The organism is Bradyrhizobium cosmicum, assembly GCF_007290395.2.
Lineage (GTDB): Bacteria > Pseudomonadota > Alphaproteobacteria > Rhizobiales > Xanthobacteraceae > Bradyrhizobium > Bradyrhizobium cosmicum.
The window spans coordinates 536,624-563,135 of the sequence record NZ_CP041656.2; the positions used below are offsets into that span (position 1 = coordinate 536,624).

20 protein-coding genes and 2 pseudogenes are annotated in these 26,512 nt (G+C 55.6%); 14 read left to right on the forward strand and 8 right to left on the reverse strand.

Annotation, left to right across the window (positions count from 1 at the left end):
* The first annotated feature begins 99 nt into the window (after positions 1 to 99).
* A complete protein-coding gene (locus FNV92_RS02495; protein WP_168213386.1) occupies positions 100 to 1,785 on the forward strand; it encodes an alpha/beta fold hydrolase in 1,686 nt (561 codons plus the stop codon).
* A 107-nt stretch (positions 1,786 to 1,892) separates the two neighbouring features.
* Here the strand turns inward: FNV92_RS02495 and FNV92_RS02500 are convergent, their stop codons facing one another.
* The 6 genes from FNV92_RS02500 to FNV92_RS02520 all read right to left on the reverse strand — a co-directional run bounded on the left by FNV92_RS02500 (position 1,893) and on the right by FNV92_RS02520 (position 7,028).
* The gene (locus FNV92_RS02500; RefSeq protein WP_106949656.1) at positions 1,893 to 2,078 is read right to left on the reverse strand and encodes a hypothetical protein; all 186 of its coding nucleotides are present in this window, start codon (positions 2,076 to 2,078) and stop codon (positions 1,893 to 1,895) included.
* A 1,827-nt stretch (positions 2,079 to 3,905) separates the two neighbouring features.
* Entirely contained in the window at positions 3,906 to 4,298 is a 393-nt protein-coding gene (locus tag FNV92_RS02505; protein ID WP_244623780.1) for a hypothetical protein, read from the reverse strand.
* 65 nt (positions 4,299 to 4,363) lie between these two features.
* Positions 4,364 to 5,605 (reverse strand): recombinase family protein, encoded by a 1,242-nt coding sequence (locus tag FNV92_RS02510; protein ID WP_244623779.1) that lies wholly within the window; start codon positions 5,603 to 5,605, stop codon positions 4,364 to 4,366.
* 134 nt (positions 5,606 to 5,739) lie between these two features.
* Positions 5,740 to 6,183 carry a DUF2924 domain-containing protein gene (locus FNV92_RS02515; RefSeq protein ID WP_106949652.1) on the reverse strand — a complete coding sequence of 148 codons (444 nt, stop codon included), beginning with the start codon at positions 6,181 to 6,183 and terminating at the stop codon, positions 5,740 to 5,742.
* A gap of 202 nt (positions 6,184 to 6,385) precedes the next feature.
* On the reverse strand, positions 6,386 to 6,598 hold the full coding sequence (locus tag FNV92_RS34575; RefSeq protein WP_106949651.1) for a helix-turn-helix transcriptional regulator: 213 nt from the start codon (positions 6,596 to 6,598) through the stop codon (positions 6,386 to 6,388).
* Positions 6,599 to 6,650: 52 nt separating this feature from the next.
* The gene (locus FNV92_RS02520) at positions 6,651 to 7,028 is read right to left on the reverse strand and encodes a hypothetical protein (protein ID WP_106949650.1); all 378 of its coding nucleotides are present in this window, start codon (positions 7,026 to 7,028) and stop codon (positions 6,651 to 6,653) included.
* A gap of 404 nt (positions 7,029 to 7,432) precedes the next feature.
* Between FNV92_RS02520 and FNV92_RS34580 the strand changes: the two are divergent.
* From FNV92_RS34580 to FNV92_RS34675, 5 genes and pseudogenes are all read left to right on the forward strand, one after another.
* A pseudogene (locus tag FNV92_RS34580) lies at positions 7,433 to 7,588 on the forward strand (hypothetical protein); the annotation flags it as partial.
* A 348-nt stretch (positions 7,589 to 7,936) separates the two neighbouring features.
* Positions 7,937 to 8,224 carry a hypothetical protein gene (locus FNV92_RS02525; RefSeq protein ID WP_244623778.1) on the forward strand — a complete coding sequence of 96 codons (288 nt, stop codon included), beginning with the start codon at positions 7,937 to 7,939 and terminating at the stop codon, positions 8,222 to 8,224.
* A 408-nt stretch (positions 8,225 to 8,632) separates the two neighbouring features.
* Positions 8,633 to 9,904: a site-specific DNA-methyltransferase gene (locus tag FNV92_RS02530; protein ID WP_168213385.1), complete on the forward strand. Its 1,272-nt coding sequence runs from the start codon at positions 8,633 to 8,635 to the stop codon at positions 9,902 to 9,904.
* A 98-nt stretch (positions 9,905 to 10,002) separates the two neighbouring features.
* On the forward strand, positions 10,003 to 10,389 hold the full coding sequence (locus FNV92_RS02535; protein WP_244623777.1) for a phage terminase small subunit P27 family: 387 nt from the start codon (positions 10,003 to 10,005) through the stop codon (positions 10,387 to 10,389).
* Positions 10,390 to 10,784: 395 nt separating this feature from the next.
* Positions 10,785 to 10,958, forward strand: a pseudogene (locus FNV92_RS34675) (hypothetical protein); the annotation flags it as partial.
* Between the two features lie 483 nt (positions 10,959 to 11,441).
* Here the strand turns inward: FNV92_RS34675 and FNV92_RS02540 are convergent.
* Complete coding sequence (locus FNV92_RS02540) at positions 11,442 to 11,645, reverse strand: hypothetical protein (protein ID WP_143842374.1); 204 nt, start codon at positions 11,643 to 11,645, stop codon at positions 11,442 to 11,444.
* On the opposite strand from FNV92_RS02540, the gene dbpB (FNV92_RS02545) reads away from it, so the two are divergent.
* The 8 genes from dbpB (FNV92_RS02545) (at position 11,645) to FNV92_RS02580 (ending at position 25,825) form a co-directional block, all read left to right on the forward strand.
* Positions 11,645 to 12,781 carry a DGQHR domain-containing protein DpdB gene (dbpB, locus tag FNV92_RS02545; protein ID WP_106949645.1) on the forward strand — a complete coding sequence of 379 codons (1,137 nt, stop codon included), beginning with the start codon at positions 11,645 to 11,647 and terminating at the stop codon, positions 12,779 to 12,781. The two genes, FNV92_RS02540 and dbpB (FNV92_RS02545), sit on opposite strands and share 1 nt — an antisense overlap.
* Complete coding sequence (dpdA, locus tag FNV92_RS02550) at positions 12,778 to 14,082, forward strand: tRNA-guanine transglycosylase DpdA (RefSeq protein WP_106949644.1); 1,305 nt, start codon at positions 12,778 to 12,780, stop codon at positions 14,080 to 14,082. Before dbpB (FNV92_RS02545) ends, dpdA begins: the two co-directional genes overlap by 4 nt.
* Complete coding sequence (gene dbpB, locus FNV92_RS02555; RefSeq protein ID WP_106949643.1) at positions 14,051 to 15,169, forward strand: DGQHR domain-containing protein DpdB; 1,119 nt, start codon at positions 14,051 to 14,053, stop codon at positions 15,167 to 15,169. Before dpdA ends, dbpB (FNV92_RS02555) begins: the two co-directional genes overlap by 32 nt.
* An 8-nt stretch (positions 15,170 to 15,177) precedes the next feature.
* A complete protein-coding gene (gene queC, locus FNV92_RS02560) occupies positions 15,178 to 15,906 on the forward strand; it encodes a 7-cyano-7-deazaguanine synthase QueC (protein ID WP_106949752.1) in 729 nt (242 codons plus the stop codon).
* Positions 15,906 to 16,556: a 7-carboxy-7-deazaguanine synthase gene (queE, locus tag FNV92_RS02565; RefSeq protein ID WP_106949642.1), complete on the forward strand. Its 651-nt coding sequence runs from the start codon at positions 15,906 to 15,908 to the stop codon at positions 16,554 to 16,556. Before queC ends, queE begins: the two co-directional genes overlap by 1 nt.
* On the forward strand, positions 16,553 to 16,984 hold the full coding sequence (queD, locus tag FNV92_RS02570; RefSeq protein WP_186355507.1) for a 6-carboxytetrahydropterin synthase QueD: 432 nt from the start codon (positions 16,553 to 16,555) through the stop codon (positions 16,982 to 16,984). The genes queE and queD overlap by 4 nt, the downstream gene beginning before the upstream one ends.
* Positions 16,985 to 17,285: 301 nt before the next feature.
* Positions 17,286 to 19,484 carry a PD-(D/E)XK nuclease family protein gene (locus FNV92_RS02575; protein WP_143842373.1) on the forward strand — a complete coding sequence of 733 codons (2,199 nt, stop codon included), beginning with the start codon at positions 17,286 to 17,288 and terminating at the stop codon, positions 19,482 to 19,484.
* Entirely contained in the window at positions 19,481 to 25,825 is a 6,345-nt protein-coding gene (locus tag FNV92_RS02580) for an AAA domain-containing protein (protein ID WP_106949640.1), read from the forward strand. The genes FNV92_RS02575 and FNV92_RS02580 overlap by 4 nt, the downstream gene beginning before the upstream one ends.
* Here FNV92_RS02580 and FNV92_RS02585 read toward each other — a convergent pair.
* Positions 25,812 to 26,510, reverse strand: coding sequence for a hypothetical protein (locus tag FNV92_RS02585; RefSeq protein WP_106949639.1), 699 nt, complete (start codon positions 26,508 to 26,510; stop codon positions 25,812 to 25,814). The genes FNV92_RS02580 and FNV92_RS02585 overlap by 14 nt on opposite strands.
* Between the last annotated feature and the right edge of the window lie 2 nt (positions 26,511 to 26,512).

Here is a 26,512-nt window from a genome sequence, read left to right on the forward strand (position 1 = left end):
CTATAAACCGTAGCGTGTAGTGGGTCTAGTCACGCCACGTAGATGCTCCTATGATTGATTTCCGGTTGCACAGAGGAGACTTAGATAACCATGGAGCCAATGTGGCTGCGCAAACCGCGAAACGCCGCGACCATCGTATTTGTGCACGGATTATTTTCAAGCAACGAGACCGCTTGGCTCCATCCCGACGGCTCGTTCTGGCCAAAGCTGGTCTGCGACGAACCGCAGCTTGGTGACTTCGGGGTGTATCTGTTTTCGTACCGGGCAGACATTCACGCTGGCACCTTCTCGCTGGAAAACGCAGTTGATGCGATGCGCGAAAGGTTTCGGCTGGACGGCTTGTTCGATAACGGCAGCGTCGGCGCCGGTTTGATCTTCGTGTGTCATAGCATGGGCGGTATACTTGCCCGACGATTTGTCGTGGCGCAACAACTGACGCTTGTTGATCGAAAGCTTCCGATCGGTCTGTTTCTCATCGCCTCGCCTTCTCTCGGATCCGAGTACGCAAATTTTGTTAGTGCAATCGCGCCATTCTATAATGCCCAGATTGATATTCTGCGTTTCAGCGAGGAGAACCAATGGCTATCTGCACTGGACAAAGACTTCATCAATATCAAGGAGGGCGACAGGCTACCCATTTTCGGAAAGGAGCTGATTGAGGATAATTTCATAGGGAGTGATCGTTTTTTTAGACGAAAGCAGATTGTCCAACGATTCAGTGGAGCGCGATATTTTGGAGAGCCTGTAAAGATTGAGCGGACTGATCATTTCACGATCGCGAAGCCAGCTTCCTTGCAGGCAATCCAGCATCGACTCTTGGTTGAGTTCGCGACCACGATAGCTAAAAAATATCGTATTGGCCCATCGGATACGGAAAATTCAACGTTAATCGAGGGTGATAATCCGGTTCTTGTAGATTGGTCATCGTTTTCAGCCCAAAAGCCGTCGAACGTTTCAAGGAAGCTATTTTCGCGGGAGACGGTCTACGAATACCGGTTGAGTGCGGCGGCACTTTGCTTGCTTCCACTGCTCTTAGCGGGAGCGTCGTCCTACCTAAAACTGGCGCGAGAGCGTGCCGCCGAAGCCGAAATTCTTAGCAGCAGATTCAGTTCTCCTTCCATAAGGGGCGCAGCCAGCAGCATATTCAGTTTTTCAAGCGCAGAAAAGGTTATCGAGTATAGCAGCACTGGCTCGATGCTAGAGTCGTTACCGAATGCCTTCAAAGATATGGGACCGATCGCTATCAGCATAAAGAAGGCACGTTCCAGCCCCTTCCTCCTGCAAAAGGAGGAGCCCGCGTATCAGCTAATTCCTGGTCTTGGTGCGCCATCAAATATCGTCGGAATCGAAATTACGAATGCCGACGGTTTGAACGATCTCGATCCACTTGGGACCATGCCACATTTGGAGGCATTTATTATCGGAAAACCAAAGTTCGCCTCTAGTCTCCATTTCTTGACGAGAATGCCAAATCTAAAATTCCTTTACATCACTGATGCAGACATACCCGATCTAGAACCGATAGCTGCACTCAGCGAACTAAGACAATTATTTTTGTCTGATCTGCCTCGGGTAACTGACTTAAAGCCGCTCAAGGGACTGTCCAAACTGGAATGTGTTCAACTCCTAAGATTGCCCCTGCTTAAAAATGCAGAAGTCTTACTTGGGTTGCCGAACCTCAAGTCGGTTTCCATTCGAGAATCAGGCGTGCCTGTTCCGCCGGAATTAAAGGTGAAAGACACGTATTGCGCGTCACCCTCGCGCACCGAGTATTCCTTGCCGTAGGAAGACTGGGCAAAGCATACACGTGCAATCCGACTACTAACGGGCGTAATCGCTTAGCAAAAGGCCCGTGTCAGAACCGCTGCGAATTCGGCCCCCCTCCTGGAGCCCTAATCCAGCGTAGCCGCTCGAATGTCATGGAGCACCGCAAGCGTCATATCGTTCACGCCACCCGTTCGGCTCTTCACCATTTCCATGTAAACGCCAAGCGCATCGGGGAATTGCCCCGGCAAGAGCGCATCGCTTTCCTCTAAGCAGTTTATCAGCACTTGGAATGCCGCAACCATGGCGGCCATGGGCGGCGATGACTTCGGCTTCTGGCGAGGGTGTCTCCTTTGGCATAGTCGCACCTCCGATGTGTTCGAGCGCCCGGCGTCCGCCTTAAGGAAAGCCAGGCGCGACGCACGCTCGATATATCCTTTTCGCAAGGGCTGACGAAAGGGCAATACACTGATAGAAACTACAAACTCTACCTAATGTTGTCGCAAAGGGACACTCGGGATAGCGCTTGTGGTAACGACCCGCATTGCTCGTATAGGTATCGTAGTTGCTCTATTGGGACTAGCGATTCTCGGGGCGTCGCTCTTTCACTGGAGCAAAACGACTTCATCGCGGGGGCTGCTTTATTCTGACGATCATTTCGAGTGGACGATAAAGTCGCTGCGGCCGCAAACTATTTGCTAGGTTTGACAGCTTTCCCAAGTGACTTGGCTACCACGATTAGGACAAAGTGTTTGGAGATTGCGCCAATTAAGCGCGTGCTTGAAGAAACAACTTACGGGACCGACATCGAGCGCTGGCCCGTCGAGGCGCCCGCGTCATTCTGGACCGGCATTGCCGTTGCCGTATTTGGTCTATTGCTAGGCCCAATAGTCTTCTGGGTGGGCCGGGCCGAAAGATAGCCACGTGGGCGAGTGGGCGCTTTGCTCGGGGTCCACCTAGAAGTGATCCTTTCTTAGGACTTGCAATGTCCAGATTCGAGAAGCCTCAAAAAGGAAACCCCCACCGGCTGGCGGTCGCCCAGCACACGTTTCCGTCGAAGAGTATTGCAAGATTCTGCGGGTCCGATCGAAGAGTCGAGATGTTCCACATGCAGGGCGCCGTGGTTCGACGCGCGAAGCCGACGGACAGGGTCTTTTGCGCACGGCGAGCGTGGGATCATGGTACTGAAGTCGGCTTCATGAAAGAAATTGAAGACCGTTTCCAGCCTCTAGCCCAATCGATAGTCGACGGTCACGTTTCGACGTTTGATCGAGAGCTAACGCACGTCATTAGCTCCTTCTTCGCTCTTTGGGTGGTGAGGACGGAGATGCGCGAACAACCGGTAGAGGACGCCGTTCTACAAGGGGTCCTGCCTGGTCGTGCATGGTCTAGGGACCAGGAGGAGCGCCTGGAGAAGGCGGGGCTTGGCTTCCAAAGAGGTATAACGATCCCAGCCCGGCAGGCGAACGGCATCGGGTTACGGATAAGAGTGGGGCGGCTTCTTCGTGAGATAAACCCGTCAGCGAGTTGGGGTGTTGTGCGCGCTTCAGGCGGCGAATTCGTTGTGCCGGATCGGCCCGCGTACCCGTTCATACCGATTGAACCAACGCTCGCATTGGCCCACCCTGCTATGAATCAGACGCTTGACCGAATAGCCGTTGGTCTCGTCAACCAGCAACTCCGCTCGGCAAGCCCACACTACTATTTTGCGAGAGATTTGGCGGCCTGCCCGTAACCCCGCATTTGCGCAGAGTAGGGATCCAAGCAAGCGATGCTGGGAAATTGCCGAATTTCGGAATTGCCTGCGTCGTGCCAGAAGGGCCTATGCATGGGCCGAGCGCCCGACTTTTGAGCCTACCCCGGGGCGGTGTCCTAAGCCCGGGTGAGCGATCCCACATCGCAGCGCGCGGCTGGTCATTGTCGCTAGGCTTGCACGTTGGCTCTGCGTCGCGTCGTGCGCTCCGCTTGAACTAAAGTTAGAATTTTTCCCGCGCACGGGATTGGAGCGAAATCAACTATTTAGTTTGGGCATAAGTCCTGCACGGAAGTGACGGAATGCCGTCAAGCGAGCGGTCGAGGTTCCATAACATTCGATGGGCGAATCCGTGCCGGCTGAAACCACTTCCATCTTGTAAGGGGTTTTAACGCGCTTCAGCTTTCTTGGCAGACGAGCTGAACACCGCCTGCTGCTCGTCCCACTCGGCAGGGATGGATTTCAACAACTGTGCTAGCTCCAGCCCCTCCGACTGCAGCCCATTCAGGATGGCTTCGGTGATGGCCGGCGAGAGCAGGGTCAGCCGAAGTACCCGGCAGAGATAGGACTCGTTGATCTTCTCGGCCCTAGCGAGGTCTCGCACTGAGCTAAACAGGTTGGATTCGAGCATGTTGCGCCAGCGATGCGCCCGCACCATTGCCTTGACTAATGTGTTGTCGACCTGAGGCTTCGGGGGCGACCAGACTTCCGCATTTGCCGGAGTAACCACGCGCTTGCGCCCACCCGATCGTCGCAACGCAATCGGGATGCTCACGATCATTGTTCGCCCGTCACGGCTGAGTCTCGGTCGTCCGATGGGCCCGAGGGTGAGGGTGGTCGGCCTGTTCATTCAGTAGCCTGCTGGAAGGGGTGGGGCTGCAATTCCGAGGAGAGCGAGGTCAGTCCCTGGACGTTCAAGGTGATATCCATCCTCTCTGCTTGCATGTCGATGCGCTCGACAAGCAGTTCGACAATGCGCGCCTGTTCTGCCGGAAACAGCTCGTCCCAGAGCTCGTCAAAGCCGAGGAGCGCGCCCCGTACTTCGGCCTCGCTGATCTCGGAGGATTGCTTTCGCAGAGCGCGCCAGGTGTGAACGATGACTTCTGGGGTTTGCAGGAGCTGCCGAACCTGATCGACGACGATCCGCTCTAACTCGGCGGCGGGCACCGACTTGACGGGGCAGTCCGACCTTGCCTGCTTCATGGCGGTTTGGCTGATGTAGTAGCGATAGAGGCGACCAGACTTTCGGGTGTGGGTTGGTGACATCGCGGCGCCGTCGGGGCCGAAGAGCAGACCTTTCAGAATTGCAGGGGTCTGCGCGCGAGCATTGCCGGCGCGTTTGCGGGGGCTCACCTTCAAAATAGTATGGACCTGATCCCAGAGCTTGCGATCGATGATCGCCTCGTGCTCGCCGGGGTATGAGGTGCCTTTATGGACCGCCTCGCCAAGATAGACCCGGTTGTGGAGGATCTTGTACAGCACCCCCTTGTCTAGAAGATGACCGTATCGGTTGCGCTCGTTGGCTGCGACCAGCTCGCGGGCGAGCCGAGTGGCAGATTTGAGTTGCACGAACCGCCGAAAAATAGCTCTGACCCGTTCGGCATCCACTTCGTGAACCAGCAGTTTGCGGTCACGGACTTCATAGCCAAGCGGCGTCCATCCGCCCATCCACTTACCGCGCTTGCGAGAGGCTGCGACCTTGTCGCGAATCCGCTCGCCAATCAGCTCGCGCTCGAACTGGGCGAATGTCACCAGGATGTTCAGCGCCATGCGCCCCATGGCATCCTTGGTGTTAAACGATTGGGTGACGGAAACGAACGTCACCCCGTGGCTTTCGAACAGCTCGACCAAATTGAGAAAGTCGAGCATCGACCGGGAGAGCCGGTCAATCTTATAGACCACGATGACGTCGATCTTGCCTGTTTTGACGTCTGTCAAAAGCCGCTTCAACGCCGGTCTTTCCAGCGTGCCTCCCGAGAAGCCACCATCATCATAGTGATCTGAAACTGCGGTCCACCCCTCTGCTCGTTGGCTCACGATATAAGCTTCACAAGACTCTCTCTGGGCGTCGAGCGAATTGAAGTCCATGTCGAGCCCTTCCTCGCTCGACTTGCGGGTATATACCGCACAGCGGACCTTTCGGACGGAGGCGAGGCTAGAGCCTGATCGCTCGAAGGCATTCGCGAATGGGCTGGCTCGTCCCTTTGCCGGTTTGCGGGAAGTCATTTTCCCACCGAGTTCTTCAAGCCGAAGAAGACCCAGCCATTCCATTTGGTGCCCGTGATCTGGCGGGCGACCGAGGACAGGGATTTGTAGGGGCGGCCTAGATATTCGAAATCGTCGTGGCGAACCGTGACGCAGTGCTCCACGCCCTCCCATTCGCGGATCAGCTTCGTCCCCGCGACGGGCCGCAAAAGCGGTCGAGCCTTGCGGTCCGCCGGCTTCTGGTCGGCATATTGCTTAGCCATGGCTTTGAGGCGTTCGGTGGTTTCGCGGGAAAGGCCGCCATGGGCCAATTCTTGGATACGGTAGGCCAATCGGCTCTCAAGGAAGCGGCGGTTATAGGCCGGCGGCTCGGTATCAAATAGTTCGCGCCAGCGGGCCTTCAGTACGGGGGCAGCAGCGCCTTTAAGGGCGGCCAATTGGGCCAGCATAGACGATTTCATGGCCGTTCTCCGTTTAGCGGAACGGGTCGACCACCGCTCTGGAAAGCCGAAAAGTAAAGCGAGATCTCCTCGCTCACTTCCGAAACTTGACTGGACTTTCGATTCAGCAAGCGTTCAAGACCGCATGCCAAAATCTCAGCAATTTCGGGCAAGGAGTTATCACCTGCGAGGTTGACCCCCGAAGCTGAATGAACCCGCTGGATCATCGCGAATTACCATTTGCTGCGGCGTCGCACGCGGCCAACCAGGCATCGATTTCATGAATGAAATAGTAAACTAGGCGAGACCCACAGCGATGGTGGGGCGGTCCGATCTTGGCCATGCGCCACTTGGCGAGCGTGGATCGGCTTACGCGAAGGTACTTGGCTGCTTCAATGGCCCGCAGCCGTTCGCTTTGTTCTTGATGCACCTTCATGCTCCTTGGTCACTACGATTCGCCTTGTGCCAAGGAAACTGTCAGAAGGTGCTTATAGCGTCAGGTGATACAACGGCGTCCATTTGCTAGACTGACCCCAGCGGCTGGGATGCTCAAGTCCAATGGTCTCAAGAAATTCGGGCTCGAACAGGAAGTATCTCCAAGACTCTTTCGGGTGCGCCATATTGCGCTCGACGCGGCAGTAGCTTGCCTTCATCGCATCTGGTCCGCCGAACGCAGGCGTGTCTTTGAGGATCATCGATGCGCATTCGTAGGCCCTTAGCCAGTCGTGTCCGTACCAGATTGACATCTTCCTTGGATGCTCGAGCACGCTGGGAGGTGCGTCTGCATCCGTTTTGAGCGTTTCGCTAAAGGTCTTTTGCTGAAAGCGCGCTTCTCGGACTGAATCCCAACGCATCAGATCGATCATATCCTGCCGGCAACGGTCCAGGATGCCAGACGAGCGGCCTCGGTTCCTGGGTCGACTGGGACCCAATTGTTGGCAGTATCCCCGAGCAGCACGACTCACTAGCCAGTCGGGAACGGGTACCTTGTGACGATCGCAAAAGAAAAGCGCGGCGGCTGGTGCGAGTTCGATGCCAGCATCGGTCGCCATCTGCAATCGATGGAGCTGACGCTGTCTAGGGTCGTCAGTTGCTGAGTGCGTTCGATGCATTTCCATGGCTCGAAACCCTCGTAATGATTCGTCATCACGATAATATTCGAGCGCCTGCGAGCAAGAATAATCCTTTTACATAGTAGTAGTCGATCTTCACAATTTCCATTCGGTACAAAGGGGCCTCTGATTGCGTCCGTATCGCAGACGGGATTCGCATGTCAGTCACTCCACTAGAGACGCTCCTCGCTCATAAGGTCATAAATCTGGCTGCCGAGCTTTCGGGAGCAGAAAAGCGAGTGGCCGGGGCGCTAATTGATCATTTCAACCGCCGCACAGGACAGTGCGACCCGAGTCTCAATACGCTCGCTGATCTTATTGGCATGAGCCGTCGCACGGTTATGCGTGCGGTCGCTCGTCTGGAACGGTTGAGCTTTTTTCGGAAGGTGCGGCACGGTGGGAAGTTCCACCGCAACAGTTACGAGCCGATCTGGTCCTCGTTTAGGGAGGCCGAAGATCGATGGAATTCTCGACGCAAGTTTCGGCAACAGAAGTTTGGGTCGCTCAATGTGTCACCTTCGGCGGGACCAACGCGACACCCTGAGGGTGACGGGCATGGCCACCAAACCTATTCTAGCAATCCACTATATAGAACCTTAGCAGCCAAACGCCATGAGGGTTCTGCTGCGCGAGCAGCGCCAGTTATGTCCTGGAGTAGAGGCTTGGCGACGAAGTTGCCGAGGAAGGAGTTCGAAGCATCCAATCCGCGAGTGCCGACGACGTCTTCCGCAAACGTGGCGCGTATCGCTGCCGAACGGCGATGGAGCGATAATCTCCGATGTGAGCTGTCGACGAAGGTTGCGGTGTACGGAGCAATCGTCGATTTCATTGACGAGCCACTGCGTATTGCTGCCACGGAAGCTGAACTCAACTGTCGCGGTGCTGGGCTGAGACTTGTCCTGCAGCGCTACCGCGATAGTGCCGCGAAGATGGGTGATCGTGGTGAATAGACAGACCGGGGGGGCGGGTAAAAAGTCAGGCGCGTGTGCAAGCACGGACCGGCGCCACTCTCATTCAGGGATTTTTTTTCAGTGCAGGCGAATTTTCGGGCCTGTAGAGGGATGCATTTCGAGTCTTTCGCGAGATGAGGCATCAGGGTGGGCCGTCACGGCCCATAAGCCCTTGAGGTCGCGTCATATTTTCTGCGCACATCAGTCTGCCTCCGCGGCTGACCGCTCCAACGACTTAAGCACCCGGCAAAATCCACCATTTAATTTCCTTCGCGGCGAGGATGATCACCAGCGGGCCAGCGCAAAAAAGACGAATCAAAGCAACGGCCGTGGCTTGCAAAGAATGTCGCGAAATTCCCTAGGGGGGGAGGGGTGCCCGATGACGGGCGATGTGCAAAAGGCCGAGACATGACACACGCGACGTGCCCAGAAGAAGCGAACGCACGCCTTCAAGTCGAATACTGGCCGCTTGATCGGCTGATCCCCTACGCGCGCAATGCGCGCACCCATAGTCCGGCCCAGGTCGCCGAGATCGCCGGCAGCATTCGCGCCTTTGGCTTTTCGAATCCAATCCTCGTCAGCGAAGACGCAGATATCATCGCGGGACATGGCCGGCTGGCCGCTGCTCGCAAGCTTGGTCTGACGGAGGCGCCGGTCGTGGTCCTCCGAGGATTGACGGAGGTGCAACGCCGCCAGTTGGTGCTTGCCGACAATAGGATTGCGCTAAATTCAGGTTGGGACAGCAAGATGCTCAACCTCGAACTGGCTGACCTGTCTGCGCTGGGTGCCGATCTCGCATCTATTGGCTTCAGCAAAAAAGAGTTGGCGGCCGCGCTATCAAGGGTCGAGAGCGGCTTAACGGACGAGAACGATACCCCCTCTATCGTCGAGGCCGCGGTCTCCCGATCCGGTGACATCTGGCAACTCGGCCCTCATCGCGTTGCGTGCGGCGATAGTCGAGATGCAGTTCTCGTCCACTCGCTGCTGGCTGGTGCTTTGCCTCAATTGATGGTCACCGATCCGCCCTATGGCGTCGAGTACGACCCGGAATGGCGTCATCGCCGCGGCGTCAACAATTCGAAGCGTACAGGCAAAATCCGCAACGACGAGATCGCCGACTGGGCGCCTACCTGGGGCTTATATCCAGGCGAAATCGCTTATGTTTGGCATGGTGCTTTACGGTCGACCATCGTTGCCGAAAGCCTTCTCAAGAGCGGCTTTTCGATTCGCGCGCAGATCATCTGGGCCAAGGAGCGCTTGGTCATGAGCCAGGGAGACTATCACTGGCAGCATGAGCCCTGTTGGTATGCGGTCCGAAGGAAGGGTAACTGGACCGGCGACCGCAAGCAAACCACGCTGTGGACGATCGCTAGCGGCGGCCAGGACGCCGAAACCAGGCACGCCACCCAAAAGCCGGTCGAATGCATGCGCAGGCCTATGCTCAACAACTCCGGCCCCGGCCAGGCAGTCTATGAGCCCTTCCTCGGCAGCGGAACGACGCTGATCGCGGCGCAATCGTGTGGGCGAGTCTGTCTGGCTATTGAGCTAGACCCGCTCTTTGTGGACCTTGCGATCCGCCGGTGGCAGTCCTTCACCGGGGAGAAAGCTAGGCGCGACAGCGATGGCTTGAATTTCGATACTCTAGTGAAGGAAATTCCGGCTGTTGAGGAAGCGCAATGACGCGAGGCCGTCCCCCAAAGCCTACGCGACTGAAGGCACTGACTGGTAATCCCGGCAAACGGCCTCTCAATTCCCATGAGCCGCGGCCAGAGCCGGCAATGCCGGAATGTCCCCCGCAACTCAGTCCGATCGCCCGACAGGAATGGATCCGCATCACCGCAGAACTTTCGAAACTGAACCTGGTCACGCACCTCGATCGCGGCGCGCTTGCCACTTACTGCGGAGCCTATGCGCTCTGGGCTGAGGCAATGGAGCAGATCCAGAAGTACGGGATGATGGTGAAGTCGCCGACAGGCTACCCGATCCAGTCCCCGTATCTCGCCATCGTAAACCGGCAAGCTGAAATCATGATGAGGGTGTCATCGGAGTTCGGTTTCACGCCAGCCAGCCGAAGTCGCCTCTCGGCGTTACCGCCAGACCAGTTGCCGCTTCTGGATCTTGCAATGGATGAATACGATGAGGAGAAAGCAGGAAATGGGAGCTAAGCATATAAGCGGCTCCACTAAGACCCCAAAGATTTGCTCCGAGTTCGTGCCGAGATTCGGCTCTCTGGTGAACCCACTTTCAACTGGCGACCATCCCTAAAGCCCCTTTGTCCGTAAGTCAGCCACAGGCTGAGAAAGTCCGAGGACCGCGACGCTGGGCCTCGATCCCGATACCCCTTTCCTAGAGCCTGTTGGCAGTTATCCACTGCCGATGTCGCGAATAACTGCTGGGGGCGACTTTCAACTGGAAAGCTAGGGGACCCCGGAGCTAAATAACTTACAATCCAGCTGACCTATCTAGGCCAAATAACTAGCAAAACGCTAAAAGAACTTACATGTCGGTTATTGTCGTCACCACTTGCTCAGATACAAAGCGCTTCCCGGTCGCGGCTGAGATGAGGGCGCGCGAACTGCGTGCTGGGAACCTGAGGGAGCTACTGGAGCAGTGGAGGTCTCGGCGTGCAAAAGCTCAGCCGGTAGCTGAAGCCCGCCGTGTTTATGGGGGACGAAGCTTTCAGGAGGCCGATAAAGCGTCGCAGGCGGGCCATGCTGACTTCTACATTATATCTGCGGGGTACGGGCTGGTGAGTGCTAGCGATCAGATCGCTAGCTACAGCGCCACCCTCGTGCCTGCCAGCGAAGACTTCGTTGGCCGCTCGATCAGTTCCGGGTTCTCCCACAACGATTGGTGGTCGGGCATTCAGTCGACAGGAAGCCCTACCCCGCTGGCCGACCTGGTCAGGGCAACTCCTGCCGCATTGATATTATTCGGTCTGTCCAGCAGGTATCTCCCGATGGTTCGGAGTGACTTGAATAGTTTGCCAGACCGCGACTTGGCGCGAGTGCGAATCGCTGGACTCGGGCTAGCAAAGCTGGCGGATGACCGACTTCGAGGCCTGATGCTTCCCTACGATGGTCGCCTCGACGGACCAGACAGTCCAATTCGTGGGACGAGGAGCGACTTTGCCTCACGTGCCCTAAGGCACTTTGTCGACAGCGGCTTGGCAAAGAGAGGATCTATCCGCGAGCATTCGAATGCTGTTCTCGCGGCGTTATCGAGTTGGCGAGATCCGGTGGTACATGCCCGTCAGACGAAGACTGACGACGAGATCATGCGCGTAATCGAAAGACATTGGAGCCGCATTGAAGGAAAGTCCGGCCGAGGCCTTCGCTATTTGCGTGATGTCGAGAATATCGCGTGCGAGCAGGGGCGATTTGCGGGTCTTTTTCGCCGCGTCGCCGAGGGAATGTCCCAATGAAAAATCCTAGCAAATTAAAAAACATTTGCGTTCGAGCGCTCCGGACCACGCAGGGCAAGCGTGTCCATGTGTTCTCCTTCTTCATTAAGGGGGCTGATATCACGAGGATCGCCGAGATTTCTCGGGTATCTCGGGACGCGAGTGATAGTCTTAAGGGGTTTCAACGGAAAGAGATCCAGAATCACGTCAAAGGCATCGTTCAGTACCTTGATCGCGGAGATATCCTCTTTCCCAATGCGATCATTCTTGCCCTGTCTCCGGAAATCAGCTTCAAGCAGTCGCGTGGGCCCACGCCCGATGGCATCTCCGATCTAGCGCAAATCGGTACTCTATCTATTCCAATCCGCGAAGAAGGAAGACGGGTTGCGTGGATCGTAGACGGTCAGCAACGTTCGCTGGCGCTATCCCGAACCAAGAACACGCAGATCCTTGTTCCTGTGGTCGCATTTATCTCGGGCGACATTGATGTTCAGCGCGAGCAATTCATTCTTGTGAACAAGGCGCGACCACTCCCGGTGCGACTTATAAACGAACTACTCCCAGAGATTGGTGTGCAGTTGCCGCGCGAGCTCAGTATCCGAAAAATTCCAAGCGAGCTTTGCACGCTGTTGAACCGGGATCAGAGTTCGCCTTTCTTTGGTCTCATCCGGCGGATGTCGCAAGAGAATAGTGAGAAGGCGGTGATCATTGACACCGCTCTGATCAAGGTCATGACAAACAGCATCAATAATCCCTTGGGAGCGCTCGCGCTTTATCGGCAGTCAGATGATGGCAGCCAGGACATCGACGGAATGTATCGGACGATGTTTCTCTTCTGGCAGACAGTCCGTGAAGAATTTCCAGATGCATGGGGTAAGCCGCCCACTCGGAGCAGGTTGATGCATTCTGCTGGAATTCAGGCGGTCGGAGTGCTGATGGACCGAATCATGACCCGACTCCACGGGCGAGATGATCCTAAGAATGAGATCAGGCAATCCCTACGTCGGCTGCGCCCACACTGCCACTGGACATCGGGAACTTGGGAAGGTCTGGGCCTCAAATGGGATGAAGTCCAGAACGTACCAAAGCATGTTCGGGGACTTGCGGACCTCTTGGTTCGGCTAGACTTCAATTTGTCTCATGAGGTCGCATGAAGTTTATATACGCCGATAGCCTCGATTTCGTGGACCCGCGATACGATTTTCTCGCTGACAGGTCGCCCACTGATCGTGAGCCTCAGTGGGACGACGAGTATCCTCATGAGATACTCGGCTATGCGCCGTACAGCGGACTTCTGGTATCCCATGCCATCGTCATGCGGGGAAAGTATACGCTGCCGCAAGCAATGCGGTTTCGCCTTGTAGGTGCGCGCGAGTTTCTTCGCTTCACTGAGAAAAAGTTTCCAGGGACATGGGTAATCGGCGACTCCGGTGCCTTTTCGTACCACCGGGATACTGAGCCCCCAATTTCCGTGGAGGACATGACCGAGTTCTACGGTGAGGCTGGTTTTACTCATGGCTGCTCAGTCGACCACGTGATCTTCGAATTCGACGAGAGCGTTGTGGGCATGGCGGGTGGAACCGAAGAGTCTCGTCGACGCTTCGAAATTACAATTGAAAATGCGCGACGATTTCTTGCGTCGACTAAGAGTTTGGGGCCAGGCTTTACGCCGATGGGCGTCGTGCAGGGGTGGTCACCAGATTCGATGGGCTGCGCAGCGCAGAAGTTGGAGGCTATGGGCTACACATATCTTGCCCTTGGAGGCATGGCGCCGTTGAAAAGCGACGCGATCCACAGGTGTCTCGACGCGATCAGGGGGCAAATCAAACCAAGTACCCGGATTCATGTTCTCGGATTTGCAAAAGCAGACAACATCTTCGAATTTCAGCGGCACAACATCACGAGCTTTGATACGACTTCACCGCTATTGAGGGCATTCAAGGACCAGAAATCCAACTATTATCTTCCTGCTGGCGACGAAAAGCTCAAGTACTTTACAGCAATCCGGATTCCGCAGGCGTTGGAAAATCTTACCTTGGGGCGACTCGTCAAGTCTGGGCGGATTACACAAGAAGAACTGTTGGCCTTAGAGCGTGAAGCTCTAGATACCTTGCGTCGGTTCGATCGGGGGCAAGCCGACATCGAGGGGACGCTCGATGCCGTGACACGCTATTCTGAAGTGCTGCTGATGAGCCCTCATGCAGATGACGCGTCAGCATCCGAGAAGAAGCTCTTCGATATTCGCTCGCGTTATCGCCAAACTCTGGAATCGAAGCCTTGGAAGGATTGCAGGTGCGCGATCTGCCGAGAGATATCGATCGAGGTTATTATCTTCCGATCGAGCAATCGCAACAAGCGTCGGGGCATCCACAACCTGCACGTTTTCTACAACCACGTAAAAGGGCTAGAGAAGGCAGACACCTATGACGAACAAGCTAGTCTTTTCTGCAGTTAGAGCTGCGCAGAGCCCACAGCATGTCGTGTTTTCTTTCGCTGCAACCGCTGCAGAGGTTTTCGCCATGGGCAGGATTGAGCGCGCAGGCCGCGGCGATGGTGGAACCCTAAGAGGATTTCAAAGGCCTCAGATCGCGTCTCACATTTTGGAAATCCGGGACTACCTAGAGCGTGAGGACGCGGTCCTCCCGAATTCTGTGGTTCTTGCTTTCACCGACCGAGTTACAGTGACGCAAGTCAAAGATAGTATCGTCGAAGTGGAAGTTGACGTCTCTGATGGCCCTCCGGGGCTAATTGTCGATGGACAGCAGCGACTAAGTGCTCTGGCTCCGCTAACGGATAAGTCATTTCAGGTCTTCGTCTCTGGAATCATCTGCCAGAACGAAGAAGAACTCCGTCGTCAATTCATCCTGATCAACAATACCCGCCCTCTCCCGAAAGAACTTATCTATGAGCTTCTTCCCGGTATCGCGAGCCTGCCAGAACGAATGTCTTCTCGGTCTATGGCTTCGGCTTTGACGCAGCGGCTTAATTTTGATCGGAATTCAACTTTATATCGGCAGATCAGGCTACATACGAACCCCGAAGGCGTCATTGCGAGTAATGCAATTCAGCGTGTCATAATGGCTTCGCGATCGCACGGTGCTCTTCGTGTCCTCGCACAAAGCCCCGATGGTGACGAGCGATGCTTTGGACTAGTTAGCGACTTCTACGGAGCAATACAGGAAGTTTTCAAGAAGGATTGGGTCGGACTTTCTCCGAAAACATCGAGACTGGTCCATAGCGTTGGCATTATTTCAATGGGGCGGGTCATGGAGGTGGCCTTCCATGTCTGTGGGGCTCGTACGTTTGCAGACTTCCGCGAAGTTCTGAAAAATATCAGCGGGCAAACTCATTGGACGCAGGGCGTCTGGTCGTTCGGAAACTCTGACAATGTACGTAAACGAGCGTGGAACGAGCTTCAGAGCGTTCATCCGGACATCCAATTGCTCTCCGATCATCTCGATCGTCTGGTTCGGCAGACCAATCGTGACCGTGTCCTCCAAGAGCCCACCGTCGATCTCGTCCGTAAGACAGCGACCGGTTAGGAATGCAAATGAATTTGAATCAGCAAAGTGCCCTTGTCCTTTTTTCAGGCGGGCAGGACTCCGCCACCTGTTTGGCCTGGGCCCTTGAGAAGTTTTCGTGTGTCGAGACCGTGGGATTCGATTACCGGCAACGTCATGCAATCGAACTTCAATGCCGCGGTACTGTTCGAGAAGCAATCCTCGCTGCATTTCCTAAGTGGGCTGCTGCCCTCGGCGAGGATCACCTCGTGGATCTCGGCGTGCTCGGCTTACTGAGTGAGACCGCCCTGACGCGAAACGTCGAAATCCAGATTGCGGCAAACAATCTGCCAAGTACCTTTGTGCCGGGCCGGAACCTGCTTTTCATGACCGTTGCCGCCTGCATCGCATATCGACGTGGCATCAAGCACATCGTCGGGGGGATGTGCGAAACTGATTTCTCTGGATATCCAGACTGTAGAGACGACACCATCAAGTCGTTGCAAGCGACCCTTAATCTCGGAATGGACACTAGGTTTGTGCTTCATACGCCGTTGATGTGGATCGATAAGGCCCAGACTTGGGATCTGGCGGCTTCGATTGGAGGGAAGCCCTTAGTTGATCTCATCATCGAGCATACTCATACCTGCTACCTGGGTGACAGATCCCATCGACATGTGTGGGGATGGGGTTGTGGAACTTGCCCGGCTTGCGAGATTCGAGCCAAGGGCTTCGATCGATTTGCGGAAGGCAGCCTTGGTCTTAGGCGAGATCTGTGATGGCTTATTCAGTCAAGGAACTCTTCTACACCTTGCAGGGCGAGGGCGCCCAATCCGGGCGAGCGGCAGTCTTCTGTCGCTTTGCGGGTTGTAATCTGTGGTCCGGTCGAGAGTCAGATCGAGCCTCCGCCATATGCAAATTTTGCGACACCGACTTCGTGGGAACAGACGGGGAGGGTGGTGGAAAGTTCGAAACGCCTGCTGCGCTGGCGCGTACCATTGACCTCGTCTGGAAGGGAGATCGGGCTTGGACTAATGCATCGGATCGCAAGTATGTTGTGATGACGGGGGGCGAGCCGCTTCTGCAGCTAGATGCCGACCTGCTGCGGGAGGTAAAGGCGCTGGGATTTGAGGTTGCGATCGAAAGCAATGGAACGCTTCCGGCTCTCCCGGGCATCGACTGGATTTGCGTAAGCCCGAAGGCGGGCAGCCGGTTGGTGCAGCAGAAGGGCAATGAGCTCAAGCTGGTTTTCCCACAACAAAACGCAAAGCCAAGCGCCTTTGAGCATCTACATTTTGAGCATTTCTTTTTACAACCAATGGATGGCCCGGACAGAGCTTTGAACACGAAGCTCGCGGTAGAGTATTGCCTCGAAAATCCGAGTTGGCGCGTGAGCCTGCAAACACACAAGCTTATGGGGATCCCATGAATAGACATATCGAGGTCGACAAGTTCAGTTCAGATCAGGCCTCGGCTGAACCAGCCACTTTGTCGGAGACCCGGGTCATGACGCGGATTGGTCGTACCTATCGTTTCGAAGCAGCCCACCATCTGCCGAAGGTGCCCGATGGCCACAAGTGCAAGAACATGCACGGTCACAATTATCGAATTGAGGTGGTCTTATCCGGAAAGCTGGATGAGCGCGGCTTTGTTGCTGACTTTGCAGAGATGGATGCGGACGTATTTCCTCTGATCAGGCAGGTGGACCATCGAGTTTTGAATGATGTGCCTGGTCTCGAAAATCCCACCGCAGAAGTCATCGCTGCATGGTTTTTGGCGCGAATTGCCAATTGTGAAAGCGTCAGAGTCTACGAGAACGATGATTGTTGGGCAGAAATTTCTTCGCCCGCTCGATGAGCATGCTATTGGTTCGACTGTTTTTAGGCTTTCTTGTGTGCAGTGCAGTACGGGCGCGCTCTCGAACTGAGCGGGCCAGAACTGCATTGGATCGTATCTCCTAGCGCCCCCTCCAGTTGTACATCCGCAAATACTCTAGCGTGGTACCGCCGATCAGTGCATTCTCGGGTTTTGGAGTGGTGAGCGGGAACGCCTGGATATGGCTAGTGGGTTAAGCGGATCTACGATTAAGTCTTGGTTTCAGTATAGGTGCGAAAGGAAGACTCGCTACGAGACGATGGATCCCGCGGAGCTAGCCGCGGTGCCGGTAGCGAAGGACAACCGAGAGAACCGATGGGCTATCCTCGGGGTCGATTTCGAGGAACGGGTGGTTCAGCGCCTCTCTCAAGAGAAGGTCGTTCTTCGGCCGCCTAAGGGGGATAAGGAAGGTCTACGTGAAGGCTTGGCCGCTGAATTCTTGCGCGGGAGAGGCAACGCGGACTACGCGGCCCAACTAAAGTTAAAGCCTCGACTGCGGCCAGCTTGGCTCGGAAACAACCTGGAACTGCGCCGAAGCTTTGCCGATCTCGTCTGTCGCACCACGGTGAGGGGTAAGGCAAACTTTCGAATAATCGATGTTAAGGCAACTCGGAGCGCAAGAGCGTTCCACAAGATGCAAGTGGCTTTTTATGCGCTCTTGCTTGACGCGGTGATCAACGAAAATGCAATCGTCGGCGAAATCGATCCCGAGGGCGAAATCTGGCGAATACCTGACGATGGTGACGCTGAAGGAGATCGTTGGCAGGTTGAGAGCTTTGCGATTGAGCCATACAAGAGGTTAGTACGCGAGTTTTGTGCCAACACTCTGTCTGAGATCGCGTCTAAACCGGTTAGGCCGGGACAAGACGAAACGTTCTTTCACGTCTATTTCAAATGCGAGCAGTGTGCATACTTGCCCCATTGCATTCAGGCAGTGGACCGCGATCGTCCTGCTTACTTGCGTGATGTTTCAGCCGTTCCAGGCTTGAGCCACGAGGCCAAGCGTACCCTGATTTCGATGGGTGGTAAGACCGTTGCCCAATTAGCCGAGATGGGTGCAGGCATCGGACGTATGGACGGTGCCGGTTGGTCCTTATCTCGCCGCGCGGAGACCCTTATCGCTCGCGCACAGGCAATGCGCGATGACAAAGTCGCTCCAGGTTCGGAATCGCACACATTCTTAATGCCGCCTCGAACGGACGCAGCGCTGTATCTAGCGGCCGATCAGGATCCAGTAGACGACGGCCTTGTTACCTTGGGTTATTTATATGTGCGAGGCGACATCACGCGCCAATTGATAAAAGTGCTACCAACCGCCGATCGCAAAGCCGAAGCGAACGCTCTTGTTGAAATCTTCAGCCAGCTGATTTCTGATCTGCGTGAGATCGATGCTCACAATGCCTCCCTGCCTGGCGGACCGAGCAACCCAGCTTCAATCTTCTCTCATATATTTGTATACGAGGCTGCAGAAGGTGTTGGCTTGCAAAATGCAGTGAAGCGCCATCTCGACGATCCGAGAGTGCGACATGGACTGCTCGACATGGTGCGGTTGTTTCCGCCTGACGAGATTGTACCTGAGCCCGAGTTTCGCGGGATGCAGCATCTCCCGGCTACTGCACTGAGGTCTGTAATTGAGCAGCTTTTCGCGCTGCCAGTAACGGTTTCGTACGACCTACGCCAAGTGTCGGATGCCCTGCAGAGAAATGGGTTTATCGGCAACGCGTACAGCCCCAACGATCTCTTCCATCGTCCGTTCTCTTCCCTTTTGTCAATCGATGTTTCGCGAGCACTTCGGGAGGGGCGACCTGGATGTCCCACTATCGATCAAATCGAATCCGACGTGGCTGCGCGTCTTCAAGCTACTCATGCTGCCGCGGAATGGCTTCGCTCAGAGCACCGCCGGCGGATTCAGGCTGGTGAGCGAGCGATGTTGCGGCTTAACAAGCAGCCATTTCGAATGCAGGCCACATTCGATCCACTTGCTGTAGCGGATCTCGATATGCTTCGTGCTTTCGAGCTCCTCGAGAATCGCTCAGGCCTGCTTGAGACGATGATCAAGCTAGCTCAGCCGACGCGAGTTCGACGGGAGGCTGGGCGCGCCATCGGGCCCATGCGCCTGTTGAACGTATACAAGTACGCACGAAGCGTAGTGATATTCTTATCCGCACCGCCAGATGCCCTAGATGATGAAATCGCCGCCGGTGCATTCGGTCTTATTCTTAGTAACGGCGAACCTGAGTACGTGCTCGAGCCGCGAATGTGGCCTCAGATCTCCTGTGAATTGCTGGATCCCAAGCCGAACGACACCACAAACCTGCGGCGGGTGCGAGTGTTTCGGCCCAATTTCGAAAGTGCCGTATTCCAGGAAATGATGCGGCGGATTGGGGAGGAGGGATGGTTTCTTGACCGGAGCTTCGTAGACCTTAACACGGCGAAGGCCGACAACTTTATCAGCTTTCTGGCTCAGTCGGGTGCGGCATGACGGTACGCGATGATGTCGTCAAGTTTCTGCGCGATCCGTTGGGATTTTCGGCATCCGTGCAGGATCCTGATGTCTGGCTCGCTGGTCTGGAATCTTACGCGTTGCCTTGGATTGCTGCAAAGGCAGACCGGCCATTACGTCCGGCCCAGGAAGCCGCTTGGCGGGGTCTTGCAACATGTCGATCTGGATTGGTGCTTGGACCGCCAGGGACTGGTAAGACCCATTTGCTCTCGTGGCTCGTGGCTGGCTACGCGCCAGCCCGACGCGCCGTCGGTTTGCCGGCCAGGACGTTTGTAACCGCCTTTACAAAGAACGCGATCGGAAACGTGCTTGATGCCGTCGTAAGCCGGCAGGAAATGCATGAACCCAATGCTCCCCGTCCTATATATTTTGGCTCGGAACCCGCAGCTGGTTTATCCGCGGGTGTTGACGTCATGGGCCGCGGTGACGAGGCAGATCTGTTCGCAGCACTCGCAAGTGGTCGCGCTGTTATTGGGGCAACAATTTGGTCCCTATACCGCTTGCTTGATTCTGGTCGCGCGCCAGACGCGGAAGGTCCGACTGCTCCCTTGTTCGACCTGATCTGCATCGATGAAGCATCGCAAATGGTTCTTGGGCAGGGGTTGATGGCGCTTGGAGGATTAGCCCCCGGTGGACGCGTCATCGTCTCCGGAGACGATCAGCAGCTCCCGCCGGTACGTGCGGCTCGCGAGCTTGCAGTTGGGGGACGCCAGATGGGAGGTTCCCTGTACGCGTTCATGAAGTCTGCGACCGCTAGAGAGTTCGCTCTCGAAGAGACCTTCCGGCTCAATCAACCGCTGGCGGATTTTCCAGAACAGAAGTTCTATCCCGGTCGGTATGTGTCAGCTAACCCCACGTCCAGGCTCGTGCTGCGAGACGGGTGGATGGACGGTTTGGATCACGTAACCCGATTGGCGCTCGATCCTGCGTACCCAGTAGTCGTTCTACTTCATGACGGGCCGACGGCATCGACCTCCAATGCATTTGAGGCGGCCCTGTCCTCTCGATTCGCAACCGCGCTCGCGTCCCGTTCAGTAGACAAGAATGGCCAACAGATATCGCCTGATCAGTTTTGGTCTAGGTTGACTGCCATCGTAAGTCCTCACCGCGCACAAAACGCACTAATCAGAAATTTACTCCCAGAAGACTTGAGGCCTGACGCGTTCGTTGAGACGGTAGACCGAATCCAGGGTAAGGAGCGAGATGTTGTCATCCTTTCGTATTGCGTGGGTGATCCAGAGTTTGCCTTAGCTGAGGCCGAGTTCATCTTCTCGCCAGAGCGTCTAAACGTCTCGATTACCCGCGCCCGACATAAGCTGATCATGCTCGTCAGCAAGAGGTTGTTGGATGCCGTACCAACAGAGCAAGAGTTGATGGACAATGCCGAGACTTTACGAGAATTTGTATTCTCTTGTATTGCTGCTGCGGATGTACAAGTCGACGGCCCGGGGGGGCGTCTTGTTAATGTACAGATTCGTTTGCGAGGTTTCCCAGGCGAGATAACCTCGGTTGACGATGTCAGTGACGATGTCAGTCAAGCCTCGCCAAAGCCGGATGTAACCCCTATCCTAACACCACAGCTAGAGGGTGTGCTTGCAGCAATTCGTCAGGTTGTTGCTCAAAGGAACAGGGCCTCCGCACCCTTATCTGCAGTCAAAAGGAGACTTGCGCGGCAAGATGACGTGTTTGGCGATGCCCGCTCACTTCATCAAATTGGCTGGGTCTCGCTCCAGCAGCCAAAAAGCCAATATGGATACTTTTGGTCGGCTGCCCCCTTCGATAAGCCCAGGCGGGTCTATTCGATCGATCTCGACTCGGTCCGAAGTCGGATCGCCGTGATTGTCCGAGAGTCGAAATCGGGCCGCTACTGCTTCTACGACCGCGTGCGAGACAGATTTTCTTGGATGACGGCAGAGGGAGAGGACGCGCTCCTGCCGGTCTTGAAGCAATTACAAGCTGAGCAAGTCATCATCTTTGGTGACTTCAAAGGATCTCGGACAATCGCGTTGGCTCAGCAGCCAGACGCAGCGGCCCACCTGCCCGCTCCCCCAGCGATTGACCCCCCGGGTGACGCTGACTTTGAAATACTTAACCGGATCGAGGATATTGAAGCGGCCCGGATCAACTTTGGCGTGGTCGAAACCTGGATTTCCGTTGTCGAACTCGCACGAAGTTTGAATTGTGCGATCGACCCACTGACTGAAGCTCTGGCCCGCTTGGAAGCCAACGGATACCTCATGTTAGCTTCCGAGGGACGTGTCCGCAGCCGAGTTGCTGAGATTGCGCGCGAGGTTCGTCATGTTAAGCAGAGGTTTCGATCAGACGACGCAGGCCGGCGGCCGTACCTCGTACGAGGCCTGAAGGTAGAGTTCAAGGACCGTACAAAGCCCGCACGCGATCTCGCAATTAGCGAGGTGTTTGAGAGAGCTTCGAACGAAGCTGACTCGGAGCAGCGCTCAGCTCTGAATGGCCTGGAACGCGCATTGACTAGGATTTGGGGTCCGCAGGCCGCCCTTGCGCAATTCCAAGAGCGGGGCCTTAGGTTGGGTCTTGCTGCTTGGCGAGGTGAAGCAAATCCAACCATTGCAATTGCCGCCGATACCGGGTCAGGAAAAACCGAGGCGGCTTGTTTGCCGCTGATTGCCGGGGCTTTAGCGGATCGCATAAAAGGCGTGAGAGGAACCCGTGCTATTCTCGCCTATCCAAGAATCCGCTTGGTAGCCAATCAGTCACAACGCCTAGCGACCTATCTTGCAGCCTGTTCCAATGCAGCTGATCTACCTTTGCTCACCTTGGGACTTCAGGTGAAGGATGTCCCTGATACGTTCAAGGGCATGCATCCGCGCTATCAAGAACTTTGGCCTACGGTTGGAACAGATGCGTTTAGATTTCCATTCTTTGCTTGCCCAAACTGCGGGCAAGCGCTCAATCTGCTAGTTGACGAAGGCTTAGACGGGGCTGATCAACTAGTTTGCGTGCGAGGGGATTGGCGGTTTGATGGATGGATAGGATCCAAAGAGAAGCTCCGCTCGCAGCCCCCGGCATTTTTCTTGCCAACGACGGATAGCTTGCACCAATGGATGCACGACGTTCGCGCGGGCAAAATCTTTGGCGATGACCCGCACTTCGCCTCGCCGCGCGCGATATTGGCCGATGAGATACATCTCTACACTCATATTCATGGCGCCCAAGTAGGTGTGGCTTTGCGACGCGTTGCAGCCAGATCAAAGGTCAACGATCCCCTAAAGAGGGACGTCATAGCCATCGGGATGAGCGCGACAATGGGAAATCCATCGCGAGCCTGGGGTCGTCTCATTGGGCGTGACGAAGTAACGGTTATACGACCAGAAGGCGGGGAGCTTCGCCCCTCACCGAGAGGAAGAGAGTACTTTTTCTTTGTTCAGCCGAGTGTTGAATCACGCGGAGCGGATATTGCCGGTGCGTCGACTACGATTCAGAGCCTTATGTGCCTTGGCCATGGAATGCGCAGGCGTACGGGAGACGAAGGCGGATATCGAGCGCTCGTATTTTTCGACTCAATTGACAAGATGCGTCGCCTGCATGGCGCATACATTGATGCGGAGGAGGGCAGAGACCTCGCGGCATATAGGATCACAGCCTTCGGAGATGATGCTCAGGGTGCGCCTCAGACCGAATGCTGCCGAGACCCCGTTGGGTGCGATCGTTTTCGAGATGGCGAATGCTGGTGGTTTGCAGCCAACGACGATCGTCAATACGGCGCTAGCGGTTACCGCCCACCGGGGACCCCCCTAAGAGTAGCGCGCGCGCCAATATATTCCGGTACAAGCGGAGACGCGGAGGCCTTGGTGAAGGGCTCGGACGTCGTTTTTGCGACGTCATCTCTCGAAGTCGGTTATGACGATCCCGATATAACCCTCGTTTATCAGCACTATTCGCCTCAGAACCTAGCGAGCTTTATCCAGCGGAAGGGGCGCGCCGGTCGCAGCATTGACGATCGCGCGTTAACTGCTGTCACGTTATCGATCTATTCGCCTCGGGACACCTGGTACTTCCGTCGGCCGAACGAGTTGGTTTCACCGCTTGGCTTTCAGGCTCCCTTGAACCCCGAAAATGCCTTCGTACGCCGGGGGCAGGCCCTTTCGGCATTGTTTGATGGTCTTGCTTGGATTGCTGCGAAGAGCGGGCAGCAAGAGAACTTGGCCCAACCTGCCCGATCTGTGTTGGCAGAAGCTGGCAAGATCGCTGAAGAGGCTCTTGGACCCAACGTGTGGCGCGAATTGGGCTTCGAAGGTGCCTATGAATTCTGGATAGAAGCAAACAAGGTGAGGTTAAGTGGTCCATCTCCACAGTATCTGAGTCAACTGCGCGAGACGCTCGCATGGGCTCCCACCTTGTTGTTCGACACCATTAATCTGCCCTCGCTTGAAATATCCGGCCCCGACGTCACGGGGGGGAAGCGCGAGGACATCAGCCTGGCGTTTCCAACGGTCGCACCAGGCAATGCAACGCGACGATATAGCGCCACCGCGGTGCACTGGCGAACTCCTGTCCAAGGCAACGCGCCATGGTTCATAGACGAGGATTATGGGGTCGCTGAGCCGATTCCTCTGACCGCCGATTCGGATGAGTTACTTGAGCAGCTTCCGACCGATGCTCGTGATCTCCTCGCGGGCCTACACACGGAACTTTGCAGGCCCACGCGCATCACGCTCTCGAAGATGGGTTGGATGGCCGGAGCACATTGGACCGGCGAAATCACTCTTAAGGAGGGACGCATAACGCAAATTGCAAACCCAGACACCGACGTTGCGGTAAGGCATGACAGCCGTGGCGAGCTTCGCGGCTTTGTTGTGATCAAGCTGACACAAGAGTTGGGACGTGACTTGGAACGCGATGTCCTGCCGTCAGGCCTGCGATCGGTTACCGCCTATGCTGGCTTTGGCGCAAGTGCCAGTGCCACAGGACTAGAAATGGCGCGAGTATTCTGGGGGGCTGATGCTGAAGTGCGTTTGGACGAGGTAGGCGCGGACCCTATTCCATTCACCCAAACATTCGTAAGCCCTCGCACTAAGCGCCCCTTGCTTCATGGCTATAAGGTTGAAACCGAAGGATTACAGTTTCAGGTCGACAGCGGTGAACTCGACAGGTTTGTCGCAAGCGAATTGATGCAGCTAAATGATGACGAAGCAGAGCGTCGATGGCGTACTTCGCAGTTCACGCGCTATGTTGTCGAGAGTAGTGCTCGTGGTCTTGGTCTGAATGCTTATGAAGCAAAGCGCGGAGCCGATCTACTTGTCGCGGCTGCTGGGGAGCCCGCGCTTCGCAAGCGTCTGAACCATCTGCTTCGTTTTTGGTCAGACAGTGAGTTTGCGGCCCTTCTGGAGGATACCCGGGCTCAATTACTGCAGCAACACCCATTAATGACCAGAGCAAGGGTTCAGAAGACTGCAGCGGCATTGGTCGGACGGCCTTTCCAAGTACTATTGCAAAACATGTTGCGACGAGTGGCGGATAAATCAGCTCTGGCCGGCTACGTACGTAGTCTGGTCCTTAATAGCATGGCTATTCGCCTTAAGGAGTTGGTTTCCCATGTAGGTCAAGGGGACGAACGTCGTCTGCTTGCTCACGCAAAGTTGCCCATCCAATTCGGTGACGATAGCTCAGATACAATCACAGTTTGTGAAGTCGGGTCTCTTGGCGATGGCACAATCAGAGCCGTGATCGAGCGCTGGGACGAAGTGAAAAAGCTGGGCGCTGAAGGGTTTCTTACGACCTGCGCTAATGCCGAGGAAGACGCCATAATAAGCCGGTTCTGGGCTTTGGATGCGGAACACGACGCTTGGCGCAACGGGGATCCACGCGATCCTCGGTGGCTCGGCCGGATCGCACAAAGGCTAACGCCGAATGATCCAGATAGACCCATTCCGGCACAAATCTTGCGAATACTGTTTGACTCCGAATCGGTCGAGGCAGAGTCATTTTCACTGTACGAGATTGCTCAAAGTCTCGAGAACGTCAAACGTAGTTCTGAACGGGCCGCTGGAAGGCGAGTTCTCGACTGGGAGTTGGCAACCGCTGCTGTGACCTCGGCCAAAGCATACACATCGGGCGTATTACACAAGCTCTATCGAGCCTACGAGACGATCGACGCAAATAACGACGAATCGCTGTCGCCTGATGCCCGGCTCGCGGAGCAAGCTTATCGTCTCGTCTCGCCTCTTTGCCTCGATGGATGCCGAGGATGCGTCCATCAGCCAAACGATTTGATGAGCGATTCCCTCTCCACCGCAAGCGTAAGTCGTAACGTGCTCCAGCGCTTTTTCGCTACCGCGGTGTGACACCCAAGCGATCGAGCGCGTTGTTCATTTCAAGCCATTCGCGGACGTCAGGGGTGATCAATTCAAGGGTGGCCCTGCCTTCCGCTAGGGCATTCACAAACGTCCCCACATTTCCGTTCCCTATCGCCTCAGCTCTCCGCTTTTGTAGCACAGACAGTTCTGCAAGCAGATTTTTGGCGTTGGCGACGATATCTGTCAGTTGAGAGTTGTTGGTCGAGGCCAATCCACGCCTTGCGCAGTCCCGCAACTGTTGTCCGAGGTTTCCCGCGATCCCAATACGTTCAAGCAATTCACCTAAGAGCTCGATGGGACGGAATCTCTCATCCACAACCCTGCTCCAATGAATCCTCACAGCTTTATCAGCCGAGGCGAGGGCTGGTTTTAATACGCGGTCGTAGTCATAAACCGCATTCTTTAGTTCATCTTCTGTTGTTGCGTTTTGTAGCGCATCACCGACTTCCCACGCCTCCTCCTTGAGCTTATCGATCACATCGCCTTGCGGGCTACTCTGCTGAAACTCAGTTAGATGGGCCAATTCAAGCACGGCCCTTGTTCGATTGACCCGGTAGTCGGAATCCCTGAGCACGTCTACGGCTTGTCTCAACCGGTCGCCAAGACGCCGACGCTCCACGGCCCCTGGAAGTTGCTTAAGGAGGATCTCTAGCTCCAATAGCTTATCAGACATGC

Coding starts and splice junctions, on each gene's coding strand:
- FNV92_RS02495 (WP_168213386.1), top strand. CDS start 100: ATGTGGCTGCGCAAACCGCGAAACGCCGCGACCATCGTATTTGTGCAC.
- FNV92_RS02500 (WP_106949656.1), bottom strand. CDS start 2,078: ATGGCCGCCATGGTTGCGGCATTCCAAGTGCTGATAAACTGCTTAGAG.
- FNV92_RS02505 (WP_244623780.1), bottom strand. CDS start 4,298: ATGATCGTGAGCATCCCGATTGCGTTGCGACGATCGGGTGGGCGCAAG.
- FNV92_RS02510 (WP_244623779.1), bottom strand. CDS start 5,605: ATGGACTTCAATTCGCTCGACGCCCAGAGAGAGTCTTGTGAAGCTTAT.
- FNV92_RS02515 (WP_106949652.1), bottom strand. CDS start 6,183: ATGAAATCGTCTATGCTGGCCCAATTGGCCGCCCTTAAAGGCGCTGCT.
- FNV92_RS34575 (WP_106949651.1), bottom strand. CDS start 6,598: ATGAAGGTGCATCAAGAACAAAGCGAACGGCTGCGGGCCATTGAAGCA.
- FNV92_RS02520 (WP_106949650.1), bottom strand. CDS start 7,028: ATGATCGATCTGATGCGTTGGGATTCAGTCCGAGAAGCGCGCTTTCAG.
- FNV92_RS02530 (WP_168213385.1), top strand. CDS start 8,633: ATGACACACGCGACGTGCCCAGAAGAAGCGAACGCACGCCTTCAAGTC.
- FNV92_RS02535 (WP_244623777.1), top strand. CDS start 10,003: ATGCCGGAATGTCCCCCGCAACTCAGTCCGATCGCCCGACAGGAATGG.
- dbpB (WP_106949645.1), top strand. CDS start 11,645: ATGAAAAATCCTAGCAAATTAAAAAACATTTGCGTTCGAGCGCTCCGG.
- dpdA (WP_106949644.1), top strand. CDS start 12,778: ATGAAGTTTATATACGCCGATAGCCTCGATTTCGTGGACCCGCGATAC.
- dbpB (WP_106949643.1), top strand. CDS start 14,051: ATGACGAACAAGCTAGTCTTTTCTGCAGTTAGAGCTGCGCAGAGCCCA.
- queC (WP_106949752.1), top strand. CDS start 15,178: ATGAATTTGAATCAGCAAAGTGCCCTTGTCCTTTTTTCAGGCGGGCAG.
- queE (WP_106949642.1), top strand. CDS start 15,906: ATGGCTTATTCAGTCAAGGAACTCTTCTACACCTTGCAGGGCGAGGGC.
- queD (WP_186355507.1), top strand. CDS start 16,553: ATGAATAGACATATCGAGGTCGACAAGTTCAGTTCAGATCAGGCCTCG.
- FNV92_RS02580 (WP_106949640.1), top strand. CDS start 19,481: ATGACGGTACGCGATGATGTCGTCAAGTTTCTGCGCGATCCGTTGGGA.
- FNV92_RS02585 (WP_106949639.1), bottom strand. CDS start 26,510: ATGTCTGATAAGCTATTGGAGCTAGAGATCCTCCTTAAGCAACTTCCA.